At 51.4% G+C, this 22499-nt stretch carries 20 protein-coding genes; 18 read left to right on the forward strand and 2 right to left on the reverse strand.

What is annotated here, in order from left to right; genetic code table 11:
* Window positions 1-12: 12 nt before the first annotated feature.
* The 14 genes from BLO43_RS00650 (at window position 13) to BLO43_RS00715 (ending at window position 14417) form a co-directional block, all read left to right on the forward strand.
* The gene (locus BLO43_RS00650; protein ID WP_090905083.1) at window positions 13-870 is read left to right on the forward strand and encodes a hypothetical protein; all 858 of its coding nucleotides are present in this window, start codon (window positions 13-15) and stop codon (window positions 868-870) included.
* Window positions 871-928: 58 nt separating this feature from the next.
* Entirely contained in the window at window positions 929-1366 is a 438-nt protein-coding gene (locus BLO43_RS00655) for a hypothetical protein (RefSeq protein WP_090905086.1), read from the forward strand.
* Window positions 1367-1433: 67 nt separating this feature from the next.
* Complete coding sequence (locus BLO43_RS00660; protein ID WP_090905087.1) at window positions 1434-3605, forward strand: type VI secretion system Vgr family protein; 2172 nt, start codon at window positions 1434-1436, stop codon at window positions 3603-3605.
* Between the two features lie 2 nt (window positions 3606-3607).
* Window positions 3608-4078, forward strand: a complete 471-nt coding sequence (locus BLO43_RS00665; protein WP_090905089.1) for a DUF6484 domain-containing protein — start codon at window positions 3608-3610, stop codon at window positions 4076-4078.
* A gap of 20 nt (window positions 4079-4098) precedes the next feature.
* Window positions 4099-5157 carry a DUF2169 family type VI secretion system accessory protein gene (locus BLO43_RS00670; RefSeq protein ID WP_090905091.1) on the forward strand — a complete coding sequence of 353 codons (1059 nt, stop codon included), beginning with the start codon at window positions 4099-4101 and terminating at the stop codon, window positions 5155-5157.
* A gap of 2 nt (window positions 5158-5159) precedes the next feature.
* Complete coding sequence (locus BLO43_RS00675; protein WP_090905094.1) at window positions 5160-6224, forward strand: beta-ketoacyl synthase N-terminal-like domain-containing protein; 1065 nt, start codon at window positions 5160-5162, stop codon at window positions 6222-6224.
* Window positions 6225-6228: 4 nt separating this feature from the next.
* Window positions 6229-7068, forward strand: a complete 840-nt coding sequence (locus BLO43_RS00680; RefSeq protein WP_090905096.1) for a DUF4150 domain-containing protein — start codon at window positions 6229-6231, stop codon at window positions 7066-7068.
* 66 nt (window positions 7069-7134) lie between these two features.
* Window positions 7135-8052: a type VI immunity family protein gene (locus tag BLO43_RS00685; RefSeq protein ID WP_090905097.1), complete on the forward strand. Its 918-nt coding sequence runs from the start codon at window positions 7135-7137 to the stop codon at window positions 8050-8052.
* Window positions 8053-8091: 39 nt separating this feature from the next.
* Entirely contained in the window at window positions 8092-8859 is a 768-nt protein-coding gene (locus BLO43_RS00690) for a hypothetical protein (protein ID WP_090905098.1), read from the forward strand.
* Window positions 8860-8867: 8 nt separating this feature from the next.
* On the forward strand, window positions 8868-10118 hold the full coding sequence (locus BLO43_RS00695; RefSeq protein ID WP_090905100.1) for a TIGR02270 family protein: 1251 nt from the start codon (window positions 8868-8870) through the stop codon (window positions 10116-10118).
* Window positions 10119-10390: 272 nt separating this feature from the next.
* A complete protein-coding gene (locus tag BLO43_RS00700) occupies window positions 10391-11044 on the forward strand; it encodes a zinc ribbon domain-containing protein (RefSeq protein WP_090905102.1) in 654 nt (217 codons plus the stop codon).
* 244 nt (window positions 11045-11288) lie between these two features.
* Complete coding sequence (locus BLO43_RS00705) at window positions 11289-12932, forward strand: serine/threonine protein kinase (RefSeq protein WP_090905104.1); 1644 nt, start codon at window positions 11289-11291, stop codon at window positions 12930-12932.
* A 178-nt stretch (window positions 12933-13110) separates the two neighbouring features.
* Entirely contained in the window at window positions 13111-13911 is an 801-nt protein-coding gene (locus tag BLO43_RS00710) for a polysaccharide deacetylase family protein (protein WP_175443806.1), read from the forward strand.
* Complete coding sequence (locus BLO43_RS00715; RefSeq protein WP_090905108.1) at window positions 13908-14417, forward strand: tetratricopeptide repeat protein; 510 nt, start codon at window positions 13908-13910, stop codon at window positions 14415-14417. Before BLO43_RS00710 ends, BLO43_RS00715 begins: the two co-directional genes overlap by 4 nt.
* An 87-nt stretch (window positions 14418-14504) precedes the next feature.
* Here the strand turns inward: BLO43_RS00715 and BLO43_RS00720 are convergent, their stop codons facing one another.
* Window positions 14505-15623: a LysM peptidoglycan-binding domain-containing protein gene (locus BLO43_RS00720; protein ID WP_090905110.1), complete on the reverse strand. Its 1119-nt coding sequence runs from the start codon at window positions 15621-15623 to the stop codon at window positions 14505-14507.
* 277 nt (window positions 15624-15900) lie between these two features.
* Window positions 15901-16662, reverse strand: a complete 762-nt coding sequence (locus tag BLO43_RS00725) for a hypothetical protein (protein WP_090905112.1) — start codon at window positions 16660-16662, stop codon at window positions 15901-15903.
* A gap of 408 nt (window positions 16663-17070) precedes the next feature.
* Here BLO43_RS00725 and BLO43_RS00730 point away from each other — a divergent pair, with 408 nt between their 5' ends.
* The 4 genes from BLO43_RS00730 to BLO43_RS00745 all read left to right on the forward strand — a co-directional run bounded on the left by BLO43_RS00730 (window position 17071) and on the right by BLO43_RS00745 (window position 22492).
* On the forward strand, window positions 17071-18729 hold the full coding sequence (locus tag BLO43_RS00730; protein ID WP_090905114.1) for a serine/threonine protein kinase: 1659 nt from the start codon (window positions 17071-17073) through the stop codon (window positions 18727-18729).
* A 17-nt stretch (window positions 18730-18746) separates the two neighbouring features.
* Complete coding sequence (locus BLO43_RS00735) at window positions 18747-19478, forward strand: YMGG-like glycine zipper-containing protein (RefSeq protein WP_254773254.1); 732 nt, start codon at window positions 18747-18749, stop codon at window positions 19476-19478.
* Between the two features lie 140 nt (window positions 19479-19618).
* A complete protein-coding gene (tagH, locus tag BLO43_RS00740) occupies window positions 19619-21412 on the forward strand; it encodes a type VI secretion system-associated FHA domain protein TagH (protein WP_090905117.1) in 1794 nt (597 codons plus the stop codon).
* A 273-nt stretch (window positions 21413-21685) separates the two neighbouring features.
* Window positions 21686-22492, forward strand: coding sequence for a PP2C family protein-serine/threonine phosphatase (locus BLO43_RS00745; RefSeq protein ID WP_175443807.1), 807 nt, complete (start codon window positions 21686-21688; stop codon window positions 22490-22492).
* The last annotated feature ends 7 nt before the right edge of the window (window positions 22493-22499 follow it).

Here is a 22499-nt window from a genome sequence, read left to right on the forward strand (position 1 = left end):
AGAGGAATGATAATGGCAGACGGATATCCTCTTGGACCCATATGCACTGAAAGTAGTCCGCTCGCGACTATAAATGAGGATGGTACATTATGTCGCGCTGCGTCCGCGATACCTGGGCCAGTCAGCGGTCAGATTCAACAGCCCACTTACGTGACTGTCGTCCCCGAACTAAAGACTGCCGTCGACATCACTTTCAATTTAGCTGCACCAACAACATGGGATGCATTCTGGCGATCCGCTTACGATAAAATCAATTCAGGTTTTCAGCGCCAAGCCGACGAATGGCTGAAACGTGGCATCTTTACGCAAGAGGAAGTGCGAGGGCTTGTAGATGCGCGAAACCGGGAGCTTCTCAGAATCCGCAACCAGCTCACACCCTTCGGGCGGCTTTACTCCGAAGTACTTAAGCCGGCGGCGAGCCTTCCCAATCTCGAAAAACTCCTCGCCGAGAAGGGTTCAATTCGAGCCGTGTTGGAAAGCGCTGGCAAAACACGGGTGGTAGTCGACCGCCTCGCGATTGTGTCGCGAGTTGCGGGGCCTGCGCTTATTGGGCTAGACGTGGTCCTTACGAGTGTTGTGATTGTGCAAGCTAGCCCAGAAGAGCGGAGTCGTGTCACCGCAGAGGAAGTTGGTGGACTCGCAGGTGGCGTGGGATTTGGTATGGCTGGTTTTTGGGCGGGGTGTGCGACATTTGCGGCATATGCATCGCCAACGTTGACGATCCCTGTCGTGGGTGAAGTTACGACAGGAACCGCTTGCCTTGTCGGTGGCTTCATCGTTGGCGGCGGCCTCGGATACGCTGGTCGGAAATCAGGGCGTGCCATAGGCTCCGCAGCATATGATTGGGTTACGTGCCTGACATGGCAGTAAGAAAATCGCTAGCTCAGCCCAGAAGCGAAATATGGACTGAAATGAGGAGACTTCTGTAATGACCTCATGGTGGACACGGTTTCGAGAGCTGACAAACGATGGCAAATGCGATTCTCCACAGTTTCGGGTTGTCGCGCGTGACAATGGGATTGCGATTGAGGGTCGCCTATCTGACGGTGGCGATGGATCGATTGTTTTGCCATGGACAGCGGTGAGTCAAGTGGTTGCATACAAGCGTGATGTATACGCAGGTGATCTTATTTGCCTGGGAATCGAGCTTGATGGACAGCGCGTAGTTGAACTTGATGAGACCATGCAGGGCTGGCAAGAATTCATTGAAGCTTTGCCTGTTTATCTCGCGGGGGCGATGAGTCCAGAAGAGATATTTGTGAGGTTGGTGGCTGAAGATAATCCAAGCAATAATGTGACAGTCTTTTTGCGGGAAGAATTGGAGACTCAAAAGGTTGTATCCGAGATTAGTGATAGCCATGGTTAATGGGAAGACTTCCAATCTGTGACAGATTGAAATCCGACAACCGAAATACTGACGTAGGAAGGATAAGATGGCGCACGTAATAACAATTACTACTCCGCTCGGTAACAATATCCTGCTATTTCACAGCATGACCGCCAGCGAAGCGCTGGGCCGCCTTTTTGAGTACAACATAAGTGTATTGTCCGAAAAGAACGACATCGATCCTGACAAGCTGTTGGGCAAAAATGTAACGGTGAAGCTTGAGTTGCCAGAAGGTGGCTTCCGCTGTTTTGACGGCTACGTTACTCGTTTTGGATTGGCGGGTGTGCACGGACGCTATTACTGCTACCAGATAACCGGCAGGCCATGGCTCTGGTTGCTTACTCGTACTTCCGATTGCCGCATCTTTCAGGCCAAGAAGGTGCCTGAAGTGATCAAGGAAATATTCAACAAGTACCCGAGTGCCGTTATCGAAGACAATTTGACCGGTACCTACCAGGCATGGACCTATTGCGTTCAATATCGGGAAACTGATTTCAATTTTGTCAGTCGGTTAATGGAGCAGGAAGGGATCTATTACTACTTCAAACACAGCGAAGGTAAGCACACGCTGGTGCTGGCTGATTCCTACAGCGCGCACTCGCCTTTTCAAAATTATGCGCAAATACCCTATATTGGTCCTGGTCGACCGATGCGCATAGAGCAGGAATGCATTAATGATTGGGTGTTCTCGTGTGAGATTCAGCCGGGCGCTTATGTAATTGATGATTATGATTTTGAGCGTCCGAGCGTCGAGCTCCAGCAGAAAAGAAAGCTCACACGGAATTACGCTGAAGCGGAACACGAGTACTTCGACTATCCTGGTGAATATGTGCTGGCAAGCGAGGGCGAGCACTACGCTCAGACTCGCTTGGAGGAATTGCAAGCTCAATACGAGCTTGTTAATGGCGGAACCAACGCAAGGGGAATGGCTGTGGGGCATCTCTTCGAGCTTACAGGCCAGCCGCGTGTTGACCAGAACCGGGAATATCTCGTCGTTTCAGCCAATCATAACTTTGCTACCGATGAATATGAGTCTACGCAAGGAGAAGGGGCGAGGTACAGTTGCCGGTTTATGGCGCTTGCCAGTAAAGAGGCTTTTCGGCCGACTCGCACCACACGAAAGCCCATTGTTCAGGGCCCGCAAACGGCCATCGTGGTAGGGCCTGCAGGTGATGAGATATATACTGATAAATACGGTCGCGTGAAAGCGCAATTCCATTGGGATCGCTACGGCAAGAGAGACGAGAATAGTTCCTGTTGGATGCGTGTGTCACATCCCTGGGCGGGAAAAGGTTGGGGATCAGTTTCTGTCCCTCGCATTGGCCAGGAGGTCATCGTAGATTTCCTTGAGGGTGACCCTGATCAGCCCATCATCACCGGTCGCGTCTATAACGCTGAGAGTATGCCACCCTATTCATTACCCGGAGATGGGATGGTAAGCGGACTGAAGTCTAACAGTACGCCCGGTGGCGGAGGTTATAACGAAATCTCCGCAAATGATACGAAAGGCAAGGAGAAGATCACGATTCATGGTCAGTACGATATGAATACCACGGTTGAGCATGATCAGACCACGACTGTACGTAACAACCGGACTGACAGCGTCGATGTCGATGATTCCGAAACGATTGGAAACAGTCAGAAGTTGCACGTGGGCGTGAATCGAACCGAAACCGTCGGCGGGGCGGAAAATATTACGATTACAGGCCATCGCACTGAAACGGTCAATGGCGGAGAAACTGTTACGATTAATGGCGTACGGGGCCATACGGTAAATGGAGCTCAAACCACAACCATATCACTGGCGGAAATGCACTCGGTAGGGGCGGGCCGCATGCACAATGTCGGCGCGGCTGAGGCTGTTACCGTGGGGGGAGCGCAGATGGTGAGTGTGGGCGGTGCACAGATGGTAAGCGTGGGTGGTGTGCAAAAGACGAATGTGGGTGCCTTGCAGTCATTCTCAATAGGTGGACCGCATAAATTGAGCGCAGCGGTTATCAACCAGACCTCAAAAGGTCCATTCAAGATCAAAGCCGGGGCAACCTTACTGGCCGAGGCTCCCACCATCATTCTCAAGGCAGGGGGTAGCAAAATTATCATGAACTCCAGTGGCATCACGATCAAGGGAGCCAAACTTACCCTTAAGGCGGATGGCAGCGCATCCTTCAAGGCAGGCGGCTCCATCAAAATCAAAGGCTCCAATCTGGGAGAGGACTGACCATGGACCATACCGATCTTCAAAGTGTACGAACTCTCCTGACCGAGGTTGCCGGTGGGGCAAAGCTGACAGGGGAGGGTGTATCGATCGCTACCTTCGCCGGCTTCAATGACGATGGGCAATTCCTGGTTATATTGAGTGACGAACTGGAACCAGTCAGGGCGCTTTCGACGATTGGATTTACGGAAAGCGAAGTAGGCACAAAAATTGTGGTGGCGTTCGAGAAAGGCGATGTTCGTTCGCCCATTATCATTGGCCGCGCCCACGAGCGGGCAGTATCGGCAGCGATGCCAAATTTCAAGGTCGACGGTGAGCGCGTAGTCCTAAGGGCCGACCGCGAAATCGAGTTGCGCTGCGGCGATGCCAGTATAGTTTTGACACGTGCCGGAAAGATCCTCATCCGCGGCAACTACGTGCTCACCCGTTCGCGTGGGGCGAACAAGATCAAGGGTGCGTTCGTCGATATCAACTAGAGCTATCTTCGCATATTGATATGTGGCAACTCGACAACCGTACACCATTCGCCGCCGAGCGTACCTGGGTCAGGGATCGCAACGGTGCTGAAATATGGCTTGTCGCGGTGAAGTGCACGTTCGATATCAAGCCCGATGGCAGTACTGAGGTTGCCAAGGAGCAGCCACCGGTTGTCATGGCGCCGGAATACATGAATCCCTCGGAACCTGCAAAGTCGAGCTTGAAGTATGACATGGATCTTGTCCGCACCAAGACCATGACCGATATCGTTGTGCTGGGGCACGCCCATGCACCCCATGGTGAGCCGGTAACGGAGCTGGACATCGGATTTCGCGTTGGTTCCGTCATCAAGCGCTTACATGTTAGCGGTGATCGGGTATGGCAGGGTGATTCCCCATCAAAACCAGAGTCCTTCGTAAAGATGCCGATTATGTATGAGCGCGGATATGGCGGCTTCGATCCGGAAAGTAAGGATACACAGGGTTCGCAATGGGATATGCGAAATCCGCTCGGCACCGGGTTTGCGCTATCCTCATCGGGAATTGATGGTGTCAAACTTCCCAATATCGAGTATCCGGATCAACTCATACGTCAATGGGATGACCGCCCGATACCCGCCGGATTTGGTCCCATTTGTGCGCATTGGGACCCGCGCGCGCGCCTTGCGGGAACGTACGATGAAAAATGGCAACAGAACCGATTTCCGCTTCTCCCGGAAGACTTCGATGATCGCCATTACCAATGTGCGCCACCCGATCAGCAGGCGCCGCAATTCCTGAGCGGTGGTGAGTCCGTTACGTTAATCAATCTTACGCCCGGGGAACAGTTAAGCTTCGAATTGCCGCGCATATTCCTGGGTTTTGAAACATTCTTCTACACGGGTGAGCGGCAACTGCATGAACGACCGAAGCTACATACCGTGATCATTGAGCCTGATTTTCCGCGCGTTTCGCTGGTTTGGCATACCGCTCTTCCGTGTCACCCGAAAGTGTATAAATTGAATAAAACCCGCATCATTCAGAAGCAAATTGTCAGCGATAGCTACCCCCAAGAAGTATTCGCAGAAGCGGACACATAATCATGGCGGTGCCTCGCACGCAAATTCTTGGCCTCGGGGCATCCACACCGATCGGACGCAATGTCTGGGCTAGTGCCGCTGCGGCGCGGGCGGGGATATGCGGGTTTTCCGAGCATCCGTTTATGATCGATACCGCGGGCGAGCCTATGCGCATCGCACGAGCGCCCTGGCTGGATGTCGGGATCGAAGGGGTAGAACGTTACTGCACATTGCTTTTTCCAGCGATCGATGAGGCGCTCGCCCCGATACAGCAGTTGGAGCAGAGGCCAGTCAAGGTTGGTCTTGCACTGGGCCTGCCTCCCTCACGTCCTGGCCAACCAGTTGACCTCTCTAAGGATATCCTGGGAGCGATTGCTCAGAGATATACGGGGTTTTTTGTCTATGTTATTTCTTTCGAAGCTGGGCACGCCGCAGGGCTTCTGGCCATGGATGCGGCGATTAAGAGCTGTACCGCGCAATCGGTCGAAGCATGTGTGGTGGCGGGGGTGGATTCCTATCTCGCCCCCGAAACGCTGGAATGGATCGAGGAGTGCGATCAACTCCATGGCGGTGGACCACTTAATAATGCTTGGGGTTTTATCCCTGGGGAAGCAGCAGGTGCATTGCTCATTTCCACTGGAGAATTTGCTCATCAAAATGAATTGGAAAGCTTTGGCGAAATCATCGGCGTGGGTATTAGCCGTGAAATCAAACTCATTAAGACGGACGAAGTATGCGTTGGTGAAGGTTTGACTCAGGCGTTCCGTGCTGCGCTTCATGAATTGATGCCAGGCGAGCAAGTTCACAATGTGTTTTGTGACCTTAACGGCGAGACTTACAGGGCGGATGAGTATGGCTTTACCGCGCTGCGCACGAAGGAGTACTTCCGTGCTGTAACCGACTTTATCACACCGGCAGATTGCTGGGGCGACATTGGTGCTGCTAGCGTTGTACTTTATTCAGGCCTCGCGGTTATTTGCCATCGTAAGCGTTACGGCAAAGGCCCTCTATCCATGGTTTGGGCAAGCTCGGAGATGGGTGAGCGGGGTGCGATGGTGATCCGCGGCCTGGATCCGGGTCAGAGTTAGCGCGATGCCAGTCACGATCAGAGTCAACGGCACAGCGAACTCGCTTGTTCACAAGATGAGCAATGGCGTCTCGACCGCGACCATCCCCGATGTCTGCAAGACGCCGACCCCCGGTGGCCCTGTGCCGATACCATACCCCAATATCGCGCAATCAATTACCTTGTCGAATGGAACAACAACAGTGAAGGGCGATAAGGTGATGGCGGCAAACAAGGGATCGAAGCTTGCGTTATCCAATGGGGATCAGGCCGGCACAATCGGCGGCGTGAAATCAAATGTTTTCATGAAAGAGGCGACATGGATTCTCTATTCTTTCGATGTGAAAATGGATGGAAAAAACGCTGCTCGCTTTACCGACAAAATGTTTCACAATTCCGAGAATGCTGCCAATCTTGCGGGCATTCTACAATCGGTCGTGACTGACCTCGGTCTCGACCAAGAAGAAGTGGATTTGGCCAACAAATTATGTGAGGAGTTTTGCAAGGACTTGGAAAAGGGTCACAGCAAGGGTCCCAAAGGAGGTTGGTCGAGTGATCCCAGTAAACCGAGCGGAAATTGGTCATATCAACTCGAAAGCCGGTTACAGAATGCGCAGTCATCGGCTGCGCGAGCTATAAAAAAACTTGGGGGTTTAATAACGGAAAGATTTACGCGGTCTTATGGATTATTAATTCCTGACGTGGTGCTGATGACAACCAATGCGGCGGGTCAGTCAGTAGTTAAACGTTGCTTCGACTTCAAGTTTCCGGGTGACCGTTGGCGTAAAACCCAAAAGCTGCGCCAGCAAAAACTGGCTGGAGGGAGGAAGCCCGTTAAAATAAATGCAAAGAACTGCCAATGCTGAAGAAGGGAGTCGCTTCATTTTCCTGTATTGCGTCATATTATTTGTCTATATAGCCAGAGGAGAACCATGAAGAGCTTTCAGCCACAACTCATATATCCTGGTAATGATGATGTCTACCTCCGATTGATAACGGAGGTTACTCTTTATTGGCGTGGCTCCATATTTAGCCATATCGATGGTTTGATTCATTTTTATCGTGAAGCGCTGGCCATTATCGGCAAGGATATAAAATACTTTGAAACAGAATCGATGGGTGGTTCGAGAAAGCTGAAAACTGATACGCTTGAGTTACTGCCATATTGGCTAACAAGCTCGAAAGCGCGACGTGGGATATATATGCTTAAGCTGGAAAGTGGAACACGAGCAAATGAGCCGTCCGACAAGGCTTTATTATTTCTGGCTGACGAAGAGGAAGAGCTCAAGACAGGAATTATTCGTCTCGTATTGCCTTTTTCTTTTATGGATGAGGGAGCATCGGAGATATTGGCACTCATGAAGCGTCTTGTGGCCAAGCTAAATTTTGAATCGGGCCATGCGGGCTATTCGGTAAACTGGGATTCCGACGGTGAGGCGGAAGAAGAGGCTGCTAGAGATATGCTGGTTATTTCAAAGAAATATCCCGGCGTAGATGTCAATTATTTTGATTCGACTCTAATCGCGTTTCAGAATTCCAACCGGCCATCTATTAAATGCGTGAACTGGTTGACCTTTGTTGGTGCCGATATCCAGAAAATACTCCCCGCCATGGATCAGTTGCGCACCGAATTGGGGGAAGCGTGTCGTGTAAATGAACTTGCTAATGGGATAATATTTCAGGCTGGCCCCGCGCCAAAACTTGGCTACCCTGATCGTCATGAATTAGATCCCTATTATCGCGTAGGAAATCTGCTATCAGACTTTCGTCTTCGTGATCATCCTCAAATACTCCCAGACTCAACGCATGACGAGAATACTACAGAAGATTGGCTAAGCCGGTTCGACTAGCAAATTGGAATAGAGACTGGCGCGATAGGTGTTAAAAGCATGAGAAATGATTTCCATTGGGGCGGAACTGATCACTATGCACAGTTTTGCGAAATCGACATAGAGGAAGCAAGCAATGAGCTAGAAGATAAGTTAGAAGTTTTCGACCTGCTGACATCACTGGATTCATTTCAATCTATATGTAACGCCGGCTTCTTCACCGATGAGCCGTATTCTACAGAACAGAATTTCATTACTCTGACATCCTGGCAATACAAGCTCGATAAGCGATGGGTTCTTTCCCGCCGCATAATCGATGCTGGTAAGTATGCGTTATTTAACCTGATTCACGGATACGATACCGGCAAAGGACCATTGCTGGTAGTAAGAATGGTGCAACACGCTGTATCCAATGACAAACAATTTGATGGATTTCGGCAGCATGGTTTCGGATTGGTAGCCAAAGTCAAGGTCCCGTTTGAGTTGTCGGGGGATCCAAGCATGCCACTGGGAAGAGAGTCGATTATTCGAATTGAGTTTAAAACCGCGCTTTCAGATGTAGATATAGATAAGTGGTTCTCAGCACTTAGAGCATGGGAGCGCATCATGTTCCGGCAGGGATTTGATGATTATCCCAAGGCACAATTAATTTTTGACAATCGTATACAGCTTGGGTTATCCGAGCTGTACATGCTATCACCAAATATGATTGAATATTCTTGCTATGGTATTGAGCCGAGTCAGCAGGCGCTCACCGCATTACTTCGGTTTCTCAGTCTCCAAAGCTATGAACGGGACACCATCCATAGTGTTGAATTGCAACCTTAAGGGTTAATGTGAGCGAGGATATTTTTTCGGTCGTCGCCGAACATATTGAAGAAGCCTCCTTTCTGTGGCTCCAGCGTACTCATGCTGTCTCCGCACCTAACTACTCACCTCAGCAATTAGCCGATCTCGATGAACGCTTAGCCGCACACATCGATGGATTGCGCGTCGCGGGGGATGAGGGCTGGAAACTTACCGAGGCTACTCTAGATAACGAGGGATCTGAGGATTTCTTCCCCGCTGCCGTGCTGGCTATCGAGGCACAGGATGCACGGTTTGATACCTTACTCGAGAGAGCAAAGCATGCCCCGGAAGCGCTACCTGGCTTGATTTCCGCTCTGGGCTGGGTATCGTCTCAGTTCCTTGGGGGGCGGGTAAAGACTTTGTTTGAGGATGCCATGCCACTCAAGCAAAAATTGGGCATTGCCGCCTGCGCCTTGCATCGCAAGGATCCCGGTCCAGTACTTGATCGGTGTTTGGCATCGCCTGTAGACAGCGTGCGCATTCGTGCGCTTCGTACGGCGGGGGAACTGGGACGAAAAGATCTTTTGCCGCAATGTCAAACCACACTCATCGACGCGAAGCCAGAGGTTCGGTTTTGGGCCGCGTGGTCAGCGGTACTGCTGGGCGACCGCATGAGGGCATTGGAAACGCTTGGCGGAGTTGCCCTCAAGAGCGGGCAACGCCAGACGCGAGCCTTGCAGCTTGCGCTCCATGCTATGGATCTAAAGGTTGGGCACAATTTGTTGTTGCAGCTCGGCGATATACCCGATGCCCTGCGATTAAGAATCATTGGGTCGGGCTTCATTGGCGACCCACGGTATGTGCCGTGGCTGATTGAACAAATGGAGCAACCGGCGCATGCGCGCGTCGCTGCCGAAGCATTTGTGAATATCACGGGTGCCGACTTCAATCTTGATCAGTTGGAAACGCTCCCGCCGGACGAGTTCGAGGAGGGGACGAGTGAGGATCCCGATGATGAGAATGTCGAGTTGCCGGAAGATATTGCTCTTTCTTGGCCCAACACGGAGCGAATTCAGCAGTGGTGGACCGATCATCAAAGTCAATTTCGAAGCGGTACCCGCTGTTTTCTTGGCCAACCTGTCACTCGCGAGCACTGTGTCCATGTACTTAAAGAAGGCTACCAGCGCCAGCGCATCGCGGCTGCGCTGTATCTATGCCTGTTGGATCCCGGCACACAACTATTTCCCACCAGCGCCCCTGCATGGCGGCAACAGCGCTGGCTGGCGAAGATGGGTTGAATTTTGGGTATTCGCCTCGTGATCAGCAATTTTGGACGAACGTGACCGATTAGGTAGTTTCCGGAACCGCTGGTCACGATGCTGGAACGGTCCCCTCTACCGTACTGCAATGAGTCTCACTTGGTGGAGAGAGGGAGGGGTGCATAGTTTCAGCAAATAACGCCCCCCCTTTAGAGAAGCAATATGGCATCATTATGCGAGCGATAAACAAAGCGGTCCCAACTGGGTCGTTCGAGGCAAGCGGCAATACGGCGAATTAGGAGCGGCGAAATATGGCAAAGACTATCGAGTTTGTATCCCAGATGGAGGATTTATCCACCGAGAAGGGTTATCAATTCACGTTCCACTGCGACAAGTGCCACAGGGGTTACACGTCCAGTTACCACGCAACACCGCTAGGCATTGCCGCCGATCTTCTGGGCACCGCAGGTGGCGTGTTCGAGAGCTTCGGGTCAATTTTCGGAAAAGGCAAGGAGGCCGCCAAAGGAGTGCAGGAGGCATTAGGCGGTAAAACGCACAGCGACGCCTACGCCGAAGCGGTGGAGGAGGTCAAGCCCCAGTTCAAGCATTGTTCCCGTTGCGGCCATTGGGTGTGTGTGGATGCTTGCTGGAATGTAAATGCAGGTCTGTGCGATGAGTGCGCACCTAATGTCAAGGAGGAGCTCGTTTTCAAACAGACTCACCTTACGGTCGAACAACTCGGACAAAGGCTGAGTGAGCAGGATCTTACCAAGGGCATGGATCTGACGACACCCGCTCAAGTGGTCACCTGTGCGAAATGCGGAGCTGACATCGCTGCGGGAGCGAAATTCTGTAGTAGTTGCGGTGAACCCGTCCGGAGCGTCAAGGGTGTTTTTTGTTCGGAATGTGGTGCAAAGCTGAGCGGCGGGAAGTTCTGCCCTTCATGCGGCAAGCCGGTACAGTAGCCGGGCAACACAGTCGGAAATATGACGTAAACAGATTGAAGTTAAAGAGATTATCAGCGACTTGCTGCATAAAGATATTGCATTAATCGGGGAGATCAACTAAAAATAAAATTGAAGCTGAGTGAGTTGCCGCGTTAGTTGATAAGTATGCGACTATCGCAATCCATCTTGCCAATCCGGAATAGTAGTAAAACGATTCAGAGCTGCTGAACAACGATAACAAAAACGTTAGGGGGAAGCTTTGATGCTGGAAAAAATCGGTCGCTTCAAGATTCTTGGAGAGCTGGGCAGGGGCGGCATGGCGGTCGTTTATAAAGCCTACGACCCCAATATCAACCGTCCGCTAGCTATCAAGGTTTTGCTGGAAGAGCGCTGCGCCAACAAGGAGTATCGCTCCCGATTTCTGGCGGAGGCTAAAGCCGCCGGTCTCTTGTCCCATCCCAACATTGTGACCATCTATGATATCGGCGAAGTGAACGATCGTCCGTATATCGTCATGGAACTTCTCGAGGGCGAACCTCTCGACGAATACATGAGGTCGACACCCAATCGCTCTCGTCTCGAAGATCTCGCTATCGGTATTCAACTCGCAAAGGCGCTGCATTATGCGCATAGCAGAGGCATTATTCACCGCGACATCAAACCGAGCAACATCATCCGCGCCAAAGACAGCAATAACATAAAAATTACAGACTTCGGTATTGCACATGTCGAAGATCCGGAACAGACCCGGCATACAATGATGGGTGAAGTGCTTGGGACGCCTCAGTATATGTCTCCGGAACAAGCGCTGGGCAGGCAGGTTGATGCACGGTCCGATCTTTACTCTGTTGGGGTGGTGCTTTACCAGTTAATGACGGGGAAAAAGCCTTTTGAAAGCAATACCACTGCCACGCTGCTGCTACAAATCACTACGACCGAACCGGTGCCCATTGATCAAATTGTTCCCGGTATCCCAAGATCGGTAAAGTTAATTGTTGAGCGTCTGCTCAGGAAGGATCCTGAAAAGCGGTTTCAAAACGGCAAAGATTTGGCCAATGCCTTGATTGACGCGGTAGAAGAGATTCGCCAGGACGAGATACAACGCGCGAAGCCAAAGGTATTGCCGATTCGCGTGAAATGGACTCTTATCATGACTGTTATCGTCTCGGTCACCATGATCATCGGCGCTACCTGGTTATACAAGCGCCAGTATGCCAGCATCATCCAGCAGGCTACCGAGTATGGCAGTTCCATGGTGCGCTTCATGGCGGCGGAAAGTGCCGAGAAAGTATTCAATGAAGACTGGATCTTTCTTGAAGTGTTTATTCAGGATGCGATGACCGGGCAGCGATTTGGTTATCTTGGCTTGGTGGATAGCCATGGCATAGTCAGGGGAAGCAGCGCGCCTGACAAGGTTGGACAACCTTATCAGAAAATAGAAAATGGTGAACTGATTGCCACGATTGGCGATGTTTCCATACGGCGCTACGATGTATCGAAATCATCCTCAATGATGGATTTCGATGCTCCTGTTGTATTTCGTGACAAGGAGATAGGCCGTATTCATCTGGGCATGCAATGGGATCCTCTGGATGAGCTGAGCAAGCAGATCGTTTTAACGATGCTGCTGCTCATGATAGTAACTGTCGCCGCGGCATCGGTGGTGGCTTACGTGTTCGCAGGTGCGATATCCAATCCGATAAAGACGTTGCGAAAATCATTTGAAGAAATCAAAAAAGGGAACCTGGGTTACCGGATTGCGCAGACAAGGAAAGATGAATTCGGCGAGCTCTTCGAGTCCTTTGACAAGATGGCCGATACGATACAAAAAAGCAGCGAGAATACGACTGATGCTCGTACGCTATCAAGTAACGAGAAAAATACGGATACCCATGGTGCCGGCTAAATTCCTGACGTTTGTTTCGCTGATTGTTTTAGCGGGATGCGCCAGCCCGCCCGCTGGCATACCCACCAGCAAATCCGGCGAAATCCGTGGAGAGGAATATGTCATACACACCGCGACACCGGATGATACATGGGCTTCTCTTGCTGATACGTACTTAAAGGATAGAGCTAAATGGTGGTTGATTGCCGATTTTAATAAAACCAGTGAAGTGGCAGCTGGCCAGCAAATTATTATTCCTCTCATTCATCCCAATCCAATCGGTGTTTACTCATCGGGGTATCAAACCGTGATGATTCTTTGTTATCACAAGTTTGGTCCGAATAGATCAAAAATGGTTATCACCCCGGGAGATTTCGACGCTCAGATGGCCTATCTTAAAAAACATGACTATCGGGTGATTCCCCTGTCCAGTATTCATTCTTTTTTAAAGGGGGACACCGCGCTTCCTCGGCGCGCGGTGGTAATCACCATTGATGACGGCTATCGATCTTCATACGATATTGCCTACCCAATTCTCAGGAAATATAACTTTCCCGCCACCATGTTTGTTTATTCGGATTTCATGGGCTCTCGAGATGCCTTAGGCCGGAGTGAAATGAAGGAAATGATCGGATCCGGTCTCGTTGACATCCAGCCTCATTCAAAAACACATATTTCCATGGGCAAACGGCTGGCTAATGAAAGTGATGAAGCGTATCGCAGAAGGATAGATGAGGAAATCAGAATCCCCGGCCAGCAAATCAGAAAAGGGCTGGGTTTGCCACTCCATACATTTGCTTATCCTTATGGCGATACCAATGATTTCCTGATTTCACAACTCAAGAATGCTGATTACAGTGCCGGCGTCACCGTCAATGCGGGTGGCAACCCTGCTTTTGCCTACCCATTCAAACTGAGAAGAACGATGATTTATGGTGATCGCGATATGGCTTCTTTCGTCAGGAATCTGCGGGTATTTACCACGGAAAAATTAAAATGACGTTTTCATGGCTCCATCACCTGGTTGTCATGGTATCTGTTGTCACTGGTTTGCTGGGCTTATCCAGCTTAAGCGGTTGTGCTCAGTCGCCGGAGAGGCAGGTCTCCGTCTCCCAGCCCATTTCAACAACGGTTAACAGGGAAAAGTTGGCACTGGACCTGAAGAATAGGGGAGAGTTGGCTGAAGCGCTTATCCAGTGGAAGATTCTTGCGACCATTGAGCCTTCCAATACGAATTATGAAACCCAGATCGACGCCACAAGACAGCTTATCGACAAGAAATCGAAGCAGTTCATTCTTGATGGGATCGCAAACTTGCGCCAGGGAGCACGGGAGGCCGCAAGATTATCCTTTTTAAGGGCGCTTGCATTGAATCCAAAGAACAGCGAAGCTTTCAATTATCTACGGCAACTGACAATGCGGTACCCTGCGATCGGGCCAAATAGCGGTTGGCCGGATGACATGTGTTGCATGAACTACAGTGCCAATGGGGAGGGCAAAGAATAGCGTGCCCGGTATAGATCATGGCTTGATGAGTCGTGTGCGGGGGGTGACGGATTACACCACGCTTTAGCCATCCCGCATAATCTTCACTTATTTACGCTGCCGCCCCAATTGTTCGCGATCCAGAATCGCCTTTATTTCATTGCGATTAGACTTTGCCAGCTCATGATTGGGATCAATTTCCAATAGCTTATCCAGACTGCTGATTGCCTCGGTAAAGTTTTGACGCCTGCGGGCACGAACGGAATCGGCATAATAAGCTTCCACAACCTGAGGTCTGATTTTTGCCAATGCAGCCTTCGCGCCAGCGTGTTCTGGCTCCAGTCTCAACGTTTTGGCGTAGGCCGCATAAGCGTTGGTCAATTGGCCGCTGCTTTGCAACTGATTCCCTTCTTCGTAGGCTTGTTCAGCATTACGATGCACGTCAATTTGATCGCTTATTTTTCTCAAACGCTCGTTGCCAGGGTAGGCGATTAATGCTTTGGATAATAATTTATTTGCTTCGGCGAGTTGGCCAGAGCTGGTTAATTTTTTTGCATAAGCCACATATACCGTAATCAGAAAATCACTTAGCTCGGCGTTGCCGCCCCCTTCCGCCTGTATATGTTCCAAAGTGCTGATTGACTCCGCAAACCGGCCATCCGAATACAGTTTCTTAGCTTCGGCCAGTCTCAGATTGGATACGTCCGGTGTTACCGGGTGCTCGACAGGGGTTGCAGCCGTCACTTTACCTGGTGGGGGCTTTTTCCCGGGAATTTTTATGGACCGTCCAGCTTCCAGATTATCGGAAAGAGTGATCTCATTGTACTTCGCGAGTATGTAAAATTTGAAATGATCGCCAAGAAAACGCTTGGCGATCAATGAGAGCGTATCACCTGGCTGTACTTTATAAGGAAAGTATTCTTTGCCCAGCATTTCCACCGGATTGGCATCGATTTGCAGTAATAGACTGGAAGCATTTTTATGATTGGGTTCCAGCACAAGCACTTGCTGCAACAGGGGTTTGGCTTTTGCTCCATCGCCGTGTTGAAGCGCATCCACGCCGGCTTTGAACAATTCCTTTGCAGTGCCCTGGGGCGCCGCAACGACAGGAACCGGCACCGGTTCGGGTTCTGGCTGCAATGGTGCCGGTTTTGGCGCCGGCACCAAGGCACAGCCACCTAAACCAGCAACCAGTAAAATGCAACCATAAATGCCCAAGCGTTTCATACCGGCCCTTCCATGCTCATTCTATTGTTGAGCCTCTAAACGTTTTCGATAGGATGGGGAGAAGTACAACCCATCATCTGGTTTATTTGCTATCTCACGAAATTCCTGCCGCTTGCTTCACATTTTCAGTCCAATCGTCATGATTTGGCATGGGTCACGCTATCAAATCGAGAATAAGTTTTGGGTATATTTTATTACTGGTTCCTTTCTTGTTTCGAATTATAGAACGTATAAGGCATATCTCATTTCCTCTGCCGGCCACTTCGGCGTAGCAACATTATTGCTGACTGGCTTTTAATGTGCCCATTAGCCGATGCTTGAAGGGATCGCCCAGATTTTCAATATCGCCAACATTGATAAGCTCCTCGAAAGCGTTCTTGCCGGACAGCTCGGTACTTTCGATAACCAGGCCATCCGGAGGAAGGCTGGTGGAGATTGACGATGTAATATACGTGATGGGCAATGCGCCAAAATCCGGTAATTGGCTCGACGCAAGCGGAAAGTGCAAGGTGTTGAGTATCTGGGCGAGGCCGGGCTGTTTGGAGACGACCACATGCATGGCAAGGTAGTGCAACACAAACTGTTGTAGTTCGCCATCATTCCGGTTGCGGTTTGTGAGCAGCTCCCTAAGCCGTCTTGGAGAGTAGCCTGTATAGGTAATTATCGACTTGAACGGACAGGTAACGGTGATGGTTCTGCTCTCTCCATCCTTCGCGGCTGTATGTATATACTCCCATGGTGTTAGCTCAAGCGACGAGGTCATCTGCATGAGCGGCGAATTGAGTTCCCTGGATAGATGAAATGGCGCTACGGTAGCGATGGACTCATACAGGCTTTGCAATTCCTTGAAGGCCTGTTCAGCGCCTTTGACCGTCTCTTTTCCACTGGCCTGGATATATTCACCGAACACGGCCCGCTGACGAAAAAGGGGAGTCAGCGTTGCGACGTACGCCTTCATCTGACCGTCGATAATTTCGCCGGTCGTACGGGTCAATTTTCTAAGGGTGAGGAGCTTTTGAGTTGTATAAGTGTCGTTCATTCGGGCTCCAATAATTAAGGTGTCTGAGGGCATATTGAACAGATGCGGGGTCTTACTAAACAAATCAGCATCAAGATTGCAATATCCGTACCCTAGTGATGGATAATAAGCTGATTCAACGCTGTTTTCCAGTCCAAGATGGCATCCGGAGCGGCTGATTGATGGTTTGTGGCGCGGTGGGTGACCCAGCTGTCTATTAACGAGCAATCAGCTTGCTCTCCCGGTGGGCCGCAACGGTTTTCTCGGAAGCGCTTTGCCGGTCAGTAAAATATATGCTATCAATAAGTTATGTAGGTGATAGGGGGCGTATCGGGGAAGAATGAGTGATCAACTTCCGGATTTAGTATTATTATCCATTGAAGTTATCCATAGTGACTGACCATGCCGTTATAATTTTTAATCGCCATCATGAATCTGACACAACCACCCGATGATGACCGTACCGTCATGCCCCCATCCGCGCCGGGATCTGTAGTTGAACAAGCGGAACAGGCACTGGGCGTGGATAACGCGCTATCGGCCGGGACGGCGCTCGGGGAATTCGAGATAACCGGCCTGATTGGCGCAGGGGGGTTTGGCATCGTATACCTTGCCTACGATCACTCTCTACAGCGTAGAGTTGCTCTCAAGGAATATATGCCATCAGGGCTGGCGGCACGAAAGAGCGGCGTGACTGTCGCGAAATCGAAACAGCATGTGGAGACATTCCAGGCAGGTCTGCGCAGCTTTATCAATGAAGCCCGTCTACTGGCTCAATTCGATCATCCATCTTTGGTCAAGGTTCACCGTTTCTGGGAAGCCAATGGAACCGCGTATATGATTATGCCGTTCTACGAGGGCAGCACGCTGAAGGAAACACTGCGTCAGCGTGGTGAACCGCCAACCGAGCTCTGGCTCAAGCAACTGCTCGGACATTTGCTCGATGCATTGGAAATCATTCACAAGGAAAACTGTTTTCATCGGGATATCGCGCCCGACAATATCCTGATCCTCAAGGATGGCCGGCCACTGCTTCTCGATTTCGGAGCCGCGCGCCGTGTCATCAGTGACATGACACAAAACCTGACAGTGATATTGAAGCCGGGCTACGCGCCTATCGAACAGTATGCCGAGATGAACTCGATGCAACAGGGAGCATGGACCGATATTTATGCGCTGGCCGCAGTGATATATTTTGCGGTCACGGGCAACCCCCCCGTGCCGGCTGTGGCGCGTATCATCTCTGATTCGATGGTGCCACTTACCGAGGCTATCGGAGGTCAAACACAAGGCCGGTATTCTCCGGCATTCTTGCATGGCATCGATAAGGCATTGGCGGTAAAGCCGGAAGAGCGCCCACGGGATGTCGCTACGTTCCGCATGCTGCTGGATTTGGCGGAGACCACCCCGGTCACAACCGGCTCACCCTTGAGAGACGAGACAGCCATCATGCCCGGGGGTGGTCCAGCGGAATTGGTGAAGACGCATAGTCAGCGTCCTTTGGCGCTGTACGGTTTCGGTGGCATGATGCTCCTTGCCTTGATCATAGCAGGCTGGTTTTTGATGCGAGAGACCCCGATTCCCGCGCCTATGCCGATAACACCTGAGGAAAACAGGACTCTTGCCACACCTGTCATCCCCGCCGGTGATACTTCGGTCAATGAGCCAGAGACAGATTCCAAACCACATGCCCGCCTCGATGCGTCACCTGTCACACCCGGAATGACATCCGGGTTGCCACCTAAAGTGGCACCCGGGATCGGGCAGGGTGATATCATTAATCCGGAAGCCGAGCTTAAGCCGGGCATCATAAAACGTGGACGTTCTGACGCTGAATCCTCGGTATCACCGGAAGTGCCGACCCGGATCGACAAAAAACGGGAGCCTTCGACAAGCGCGATCGAAAAGGTGATCAATGCCAGCCTCATAGAGGGGAAGGCTTGCCTCAGTAACAAAAATTTCGAGTGTGCCATCGCAAAAGCAGAAACGGTACTACAACTCGAACCGGGCAACGCACCCGCGCGCGCACTTCTGAAAGACGCCAACATAGCGCAGCAAAAAGCATGGGAGGCGTCTGAACTCAAATAGCGATAATTGGGAGATGAATGAAAACCCATAAACAGCATAGGTATTGGCGCGCAACAGCGGCCGGAATAGCCATCGTCATGGCGTTGTCGAGTTGCGCCTCGACTGGAGGGTCAGGGTTTGCAGGGGATAATGTTGGAAAATTGCTTGGTACTCTCGGCGGCGCGGCAATTGGAGCGGCAGTAGGAGGCAAGAAGAACCCCTTGATTGGAGCAGCGATAGGAGCATTGGTAGGCTATATGGCAGGTTATGCGTTCGATAGTTACCGGGTCAGCCAAAAGAAGGATGCCACCGTCGTGAATGACGAGTACAAAAGAGATCATGACGGACGCCTGCCGGCTGAGACCGTGGTGACAAAGTATGTGACAAGAACCGACCCATCAGGCCTGGTCAACAGAGGGAGCCAGCTTGACATTGTTTCGGAAATTGAATTGGTGAAGGGTTCGGGCTCTTCCGGAAAGAAAGATCGCGTTGACGAAGAGCTGATGATCTCAGATGCTTCAGGCAGGAATACAAAGAAATTGAAGAAACAGGCGCTTAGTGAGGCAAGTGCCTCGGGCGCGTATGTAACCCGATTTACTTTCAAGCCGACGCAGGAGGTTGCGCAAGGAACCTACCCCTTCAAGACCGTTCTGTATCTCAATGACGAGCCGGTCAGGGAATCCGCAGGGAAGATCCAGGTTGTAATCGTTGATCAGCAAATAAGGGTGGCGATTCTTGAGCAAGAAGCTGTAAGCTACGCAATTAAATGAACTCCCATACTATCCGGATGTTCTAAAAGGCCGATATGGTCAGTAAAAAAGTCAGTAATAAAATCGCGGCGCGTACTACCGGTATATGAATTGAAAACAGCAGGGCGCGGGAGAATGGATGTCCATAGAGGTGGGCTATAATGATCCGTATCCAAGTCACTAGCTATAACGGCACTTCGCTATCTCAGCCACTCTTTGCCGAGTTTAACGAAATGGGCGGCAATATCGGCAGGGCAGAGGGAAATGCATTAGTGCTGCATGATCCTACGCGGACGATTTCCAGAACTCATGCTTCAATTGCATTTCGTGGTGGAGGTTACGTTATTCGTAATCTCGGCACTGCGATGCCTGTTTACGTCAATGACCGGTCACTGGGTAACGGCCAGGATACGGCAATTGCCGCCGGCGACGAAATTCGCATCGGCGGTTACATCATGCAAGTGGCGGGTAGAGAAAAACCTGCATTGATACGTGATGGTGAGGGTATCGGTCCGTCCAACCTATCGAAGGATGATCCGCTGGAGCTGTTTGGCGGCCCGCCTGGCCCCAATCCATTCGATGATCTAATTAAGCCTCCTGCCGGGCATCCCGGGCCGCAGTCCCAGGTCAATCCATTATCGAAAGCAAAAGGGCCGTTTGGCAACTTGGGTGCCGACGGTCTGGCGCCGGTGTCTTCGGCCATTATTCCCCCGGATTTTGATCCGTCTGTGGAGGTGCCGTCGCTTAAGTCTCAGTCACGCCCTTTTTTCACGCAGCCGCATAGCCCCCAACCAGAAGACATATTTGACGGGCTGGGTCCACTGGTACCGAACAAAAGTATCGACGAATTGTGGGATTTGGGTCCGGAAACGAGTTCCGACCCGCTTGCCCCCGGCGCTCCATTAGCGTCTCCGCTTAGCCAATCAAATATGGCCAGCCTTGATCCGTTGGTGGTACTAAATGCTGTATCGGAGAAGAAATCTTCTGGCAGTCACGTCCAGCGTGATGATGGCCCCGAATTGGAAAATTCGTATCATCCGCCGAAGGCAAAACCGGACCCTGCTATCCGCGCAGTATCGCCGGCAGCGCCGCAGACTGGCAGCGTCTCATCATCCGAACCCGGCAGCCTGGTACTTTCCTGGGGAAGCAAGGAATCTCAAGATACTGGCGAGATCATCAGTGTGATTGTGCCATCACCGGCACATGAGCGGCGAAGAAGCGACAGGCGCCGCAGTGAACAGCAGTCGGCCGTGCAAGGAGAAGTTGTATTTGACAAAGTAGCACCTGCAGGCGAGTCCGCAACGATGCCGGTTGACCTTACGCCAGAGCCGAAATCGATCGCTGATCGTGATGAATTATTGCATGCGTTTCTCGCAGGCGCCGGTGTCCCCGATCTTGTCATACCCGCGGGATTGACGCCACAGTTCATGAATACTCTGGGGCAATTATTGCGTGAATCGACGCAAGGCACGCTGGATTTGCTGCTTGCCCGGACACTCACCAAGCGCGAGGTGCGCGCGGACCTTACCATGATCGCGCCAAGGGAAAATAATCCGCTGAAATTCTCTCCCGGCGTGGAGGTTGCGCTGTTGCACCTGCTGGCCCCTCAGGGACGCGGGTTTATGACGCCGCTTCAAGCAATGAAGGATGCTCATGATGACCTGCGCTCTCATCAGTTTGGTTTCATGGCGGGCATGCGAGCAGCTCTGGCGGGGGTGCTGGAGCGTTTCGATCCCGTGGAACTGGAGCAGCGGCTCACACAAAAAACGGTGATCGATTCCCTGATCCCGATCAATCGTAAAGCAAAACTCTGGGATCTGTTTGCCGATCGCTATAAGGACATATCCCATGAAGCCGAGGAAGATTTTCATGTTCTGTTTGGTAAAGAGTTTCTGCGGGCATACGAGGCGCAGATTGCCAAGCTTGAACGGGACGACAAGAACATGAAACGTTAAGAGCCCCTTAATATTCAACCTGAATCCGGTAGTTGACCGCTCATTTGATAGATCAGTGTTATGATTAATAACGATATTCCTTATTTTTGATTCTCACCTTCTGGGTGAGGCCCGCTACGAGGTGAATTGCACAGTTTTTGCGGCACATAGCTGCGTTGCAACTTCTTGGAATGGAGCGACCATTCCGCGTCGTTGCGCCTTGCCATGCACCCCAAAAACCGCACACTTTACCTCGTCCGACTACCGGATTTAGGTTCAATTCATGCGCCTGCCATGCAGCTTGAAATAGTCGTACTTTCGAAAGCCGGAGGACGCGAAGTCAATGAAGACGCATGCGGTTTCTGGTCAACGCCGGAAGCTTGCTTTTGTGCCTTGTCCGATGGCCTGGGCGGACATTATGGCGGCGATGTGGCCTCGAAACTCGCAGTGGAGCATATCCTCGATTGGTTTCGAGAAACCCCGGAATGCAGCGCGCGCGCGGTCAAGGCATCGTTGGAAGCGGGCAATTCCGCCATCATGCGTGAGCAGCAGCGCGATATCCGGCTGAGGCAGATGCGTGCAACTGCGGTGGTACTCTCCATCGACACCAAGCATGATATGGCGATTTGGGGGCATACCGGCGACTCGCGATTATATTGTTTCCGGCAGGGTCGGATCATCGAACAAACGCGCGATCACAGCGTATTGCAAAGCATGGTCGATGCTGGCTATCTGCAACCCAGGGAATTGCGTATTTCACCGAACCGCAGCAAATTGCTGGCCGCGCTCGGCAATGAGCGGCAGTTCGAAATGGGCATTAAATCCGTTGAGTTTCCGTTATTGCATGGTGATATTTTTCTGTTGTGCACTGATGGACTCTGGGAGTATGTGGAGGAAGAGGATATGGAGCGGATGCTGGGCGCCTCAACTTCCGCGCCGGAATGGTTGCGAGCGCTGGAGAACCAGGTACTTGCGCGTGGACATGCAGGTCAGGACAATTACTCGGCAATCGCGGTGTGGTGCAGCGACCCCGATGAAACTACCCGGTTTGACACTTCGCAGCGTGCGGAGACGATTTTATCTGATGAAATCCCGCTGTAGGGTGTCA

Source organism: Nitrosospira sp. Nsp13 (assembly GCF_900101945.1).
Lineage (GTDB): Bacteria > Pseudomonadota > Gammaproteobacteria > Burkholderiales > Nitrosomonadaceae > Nitrosospira > Nitrosospira multiformis_D.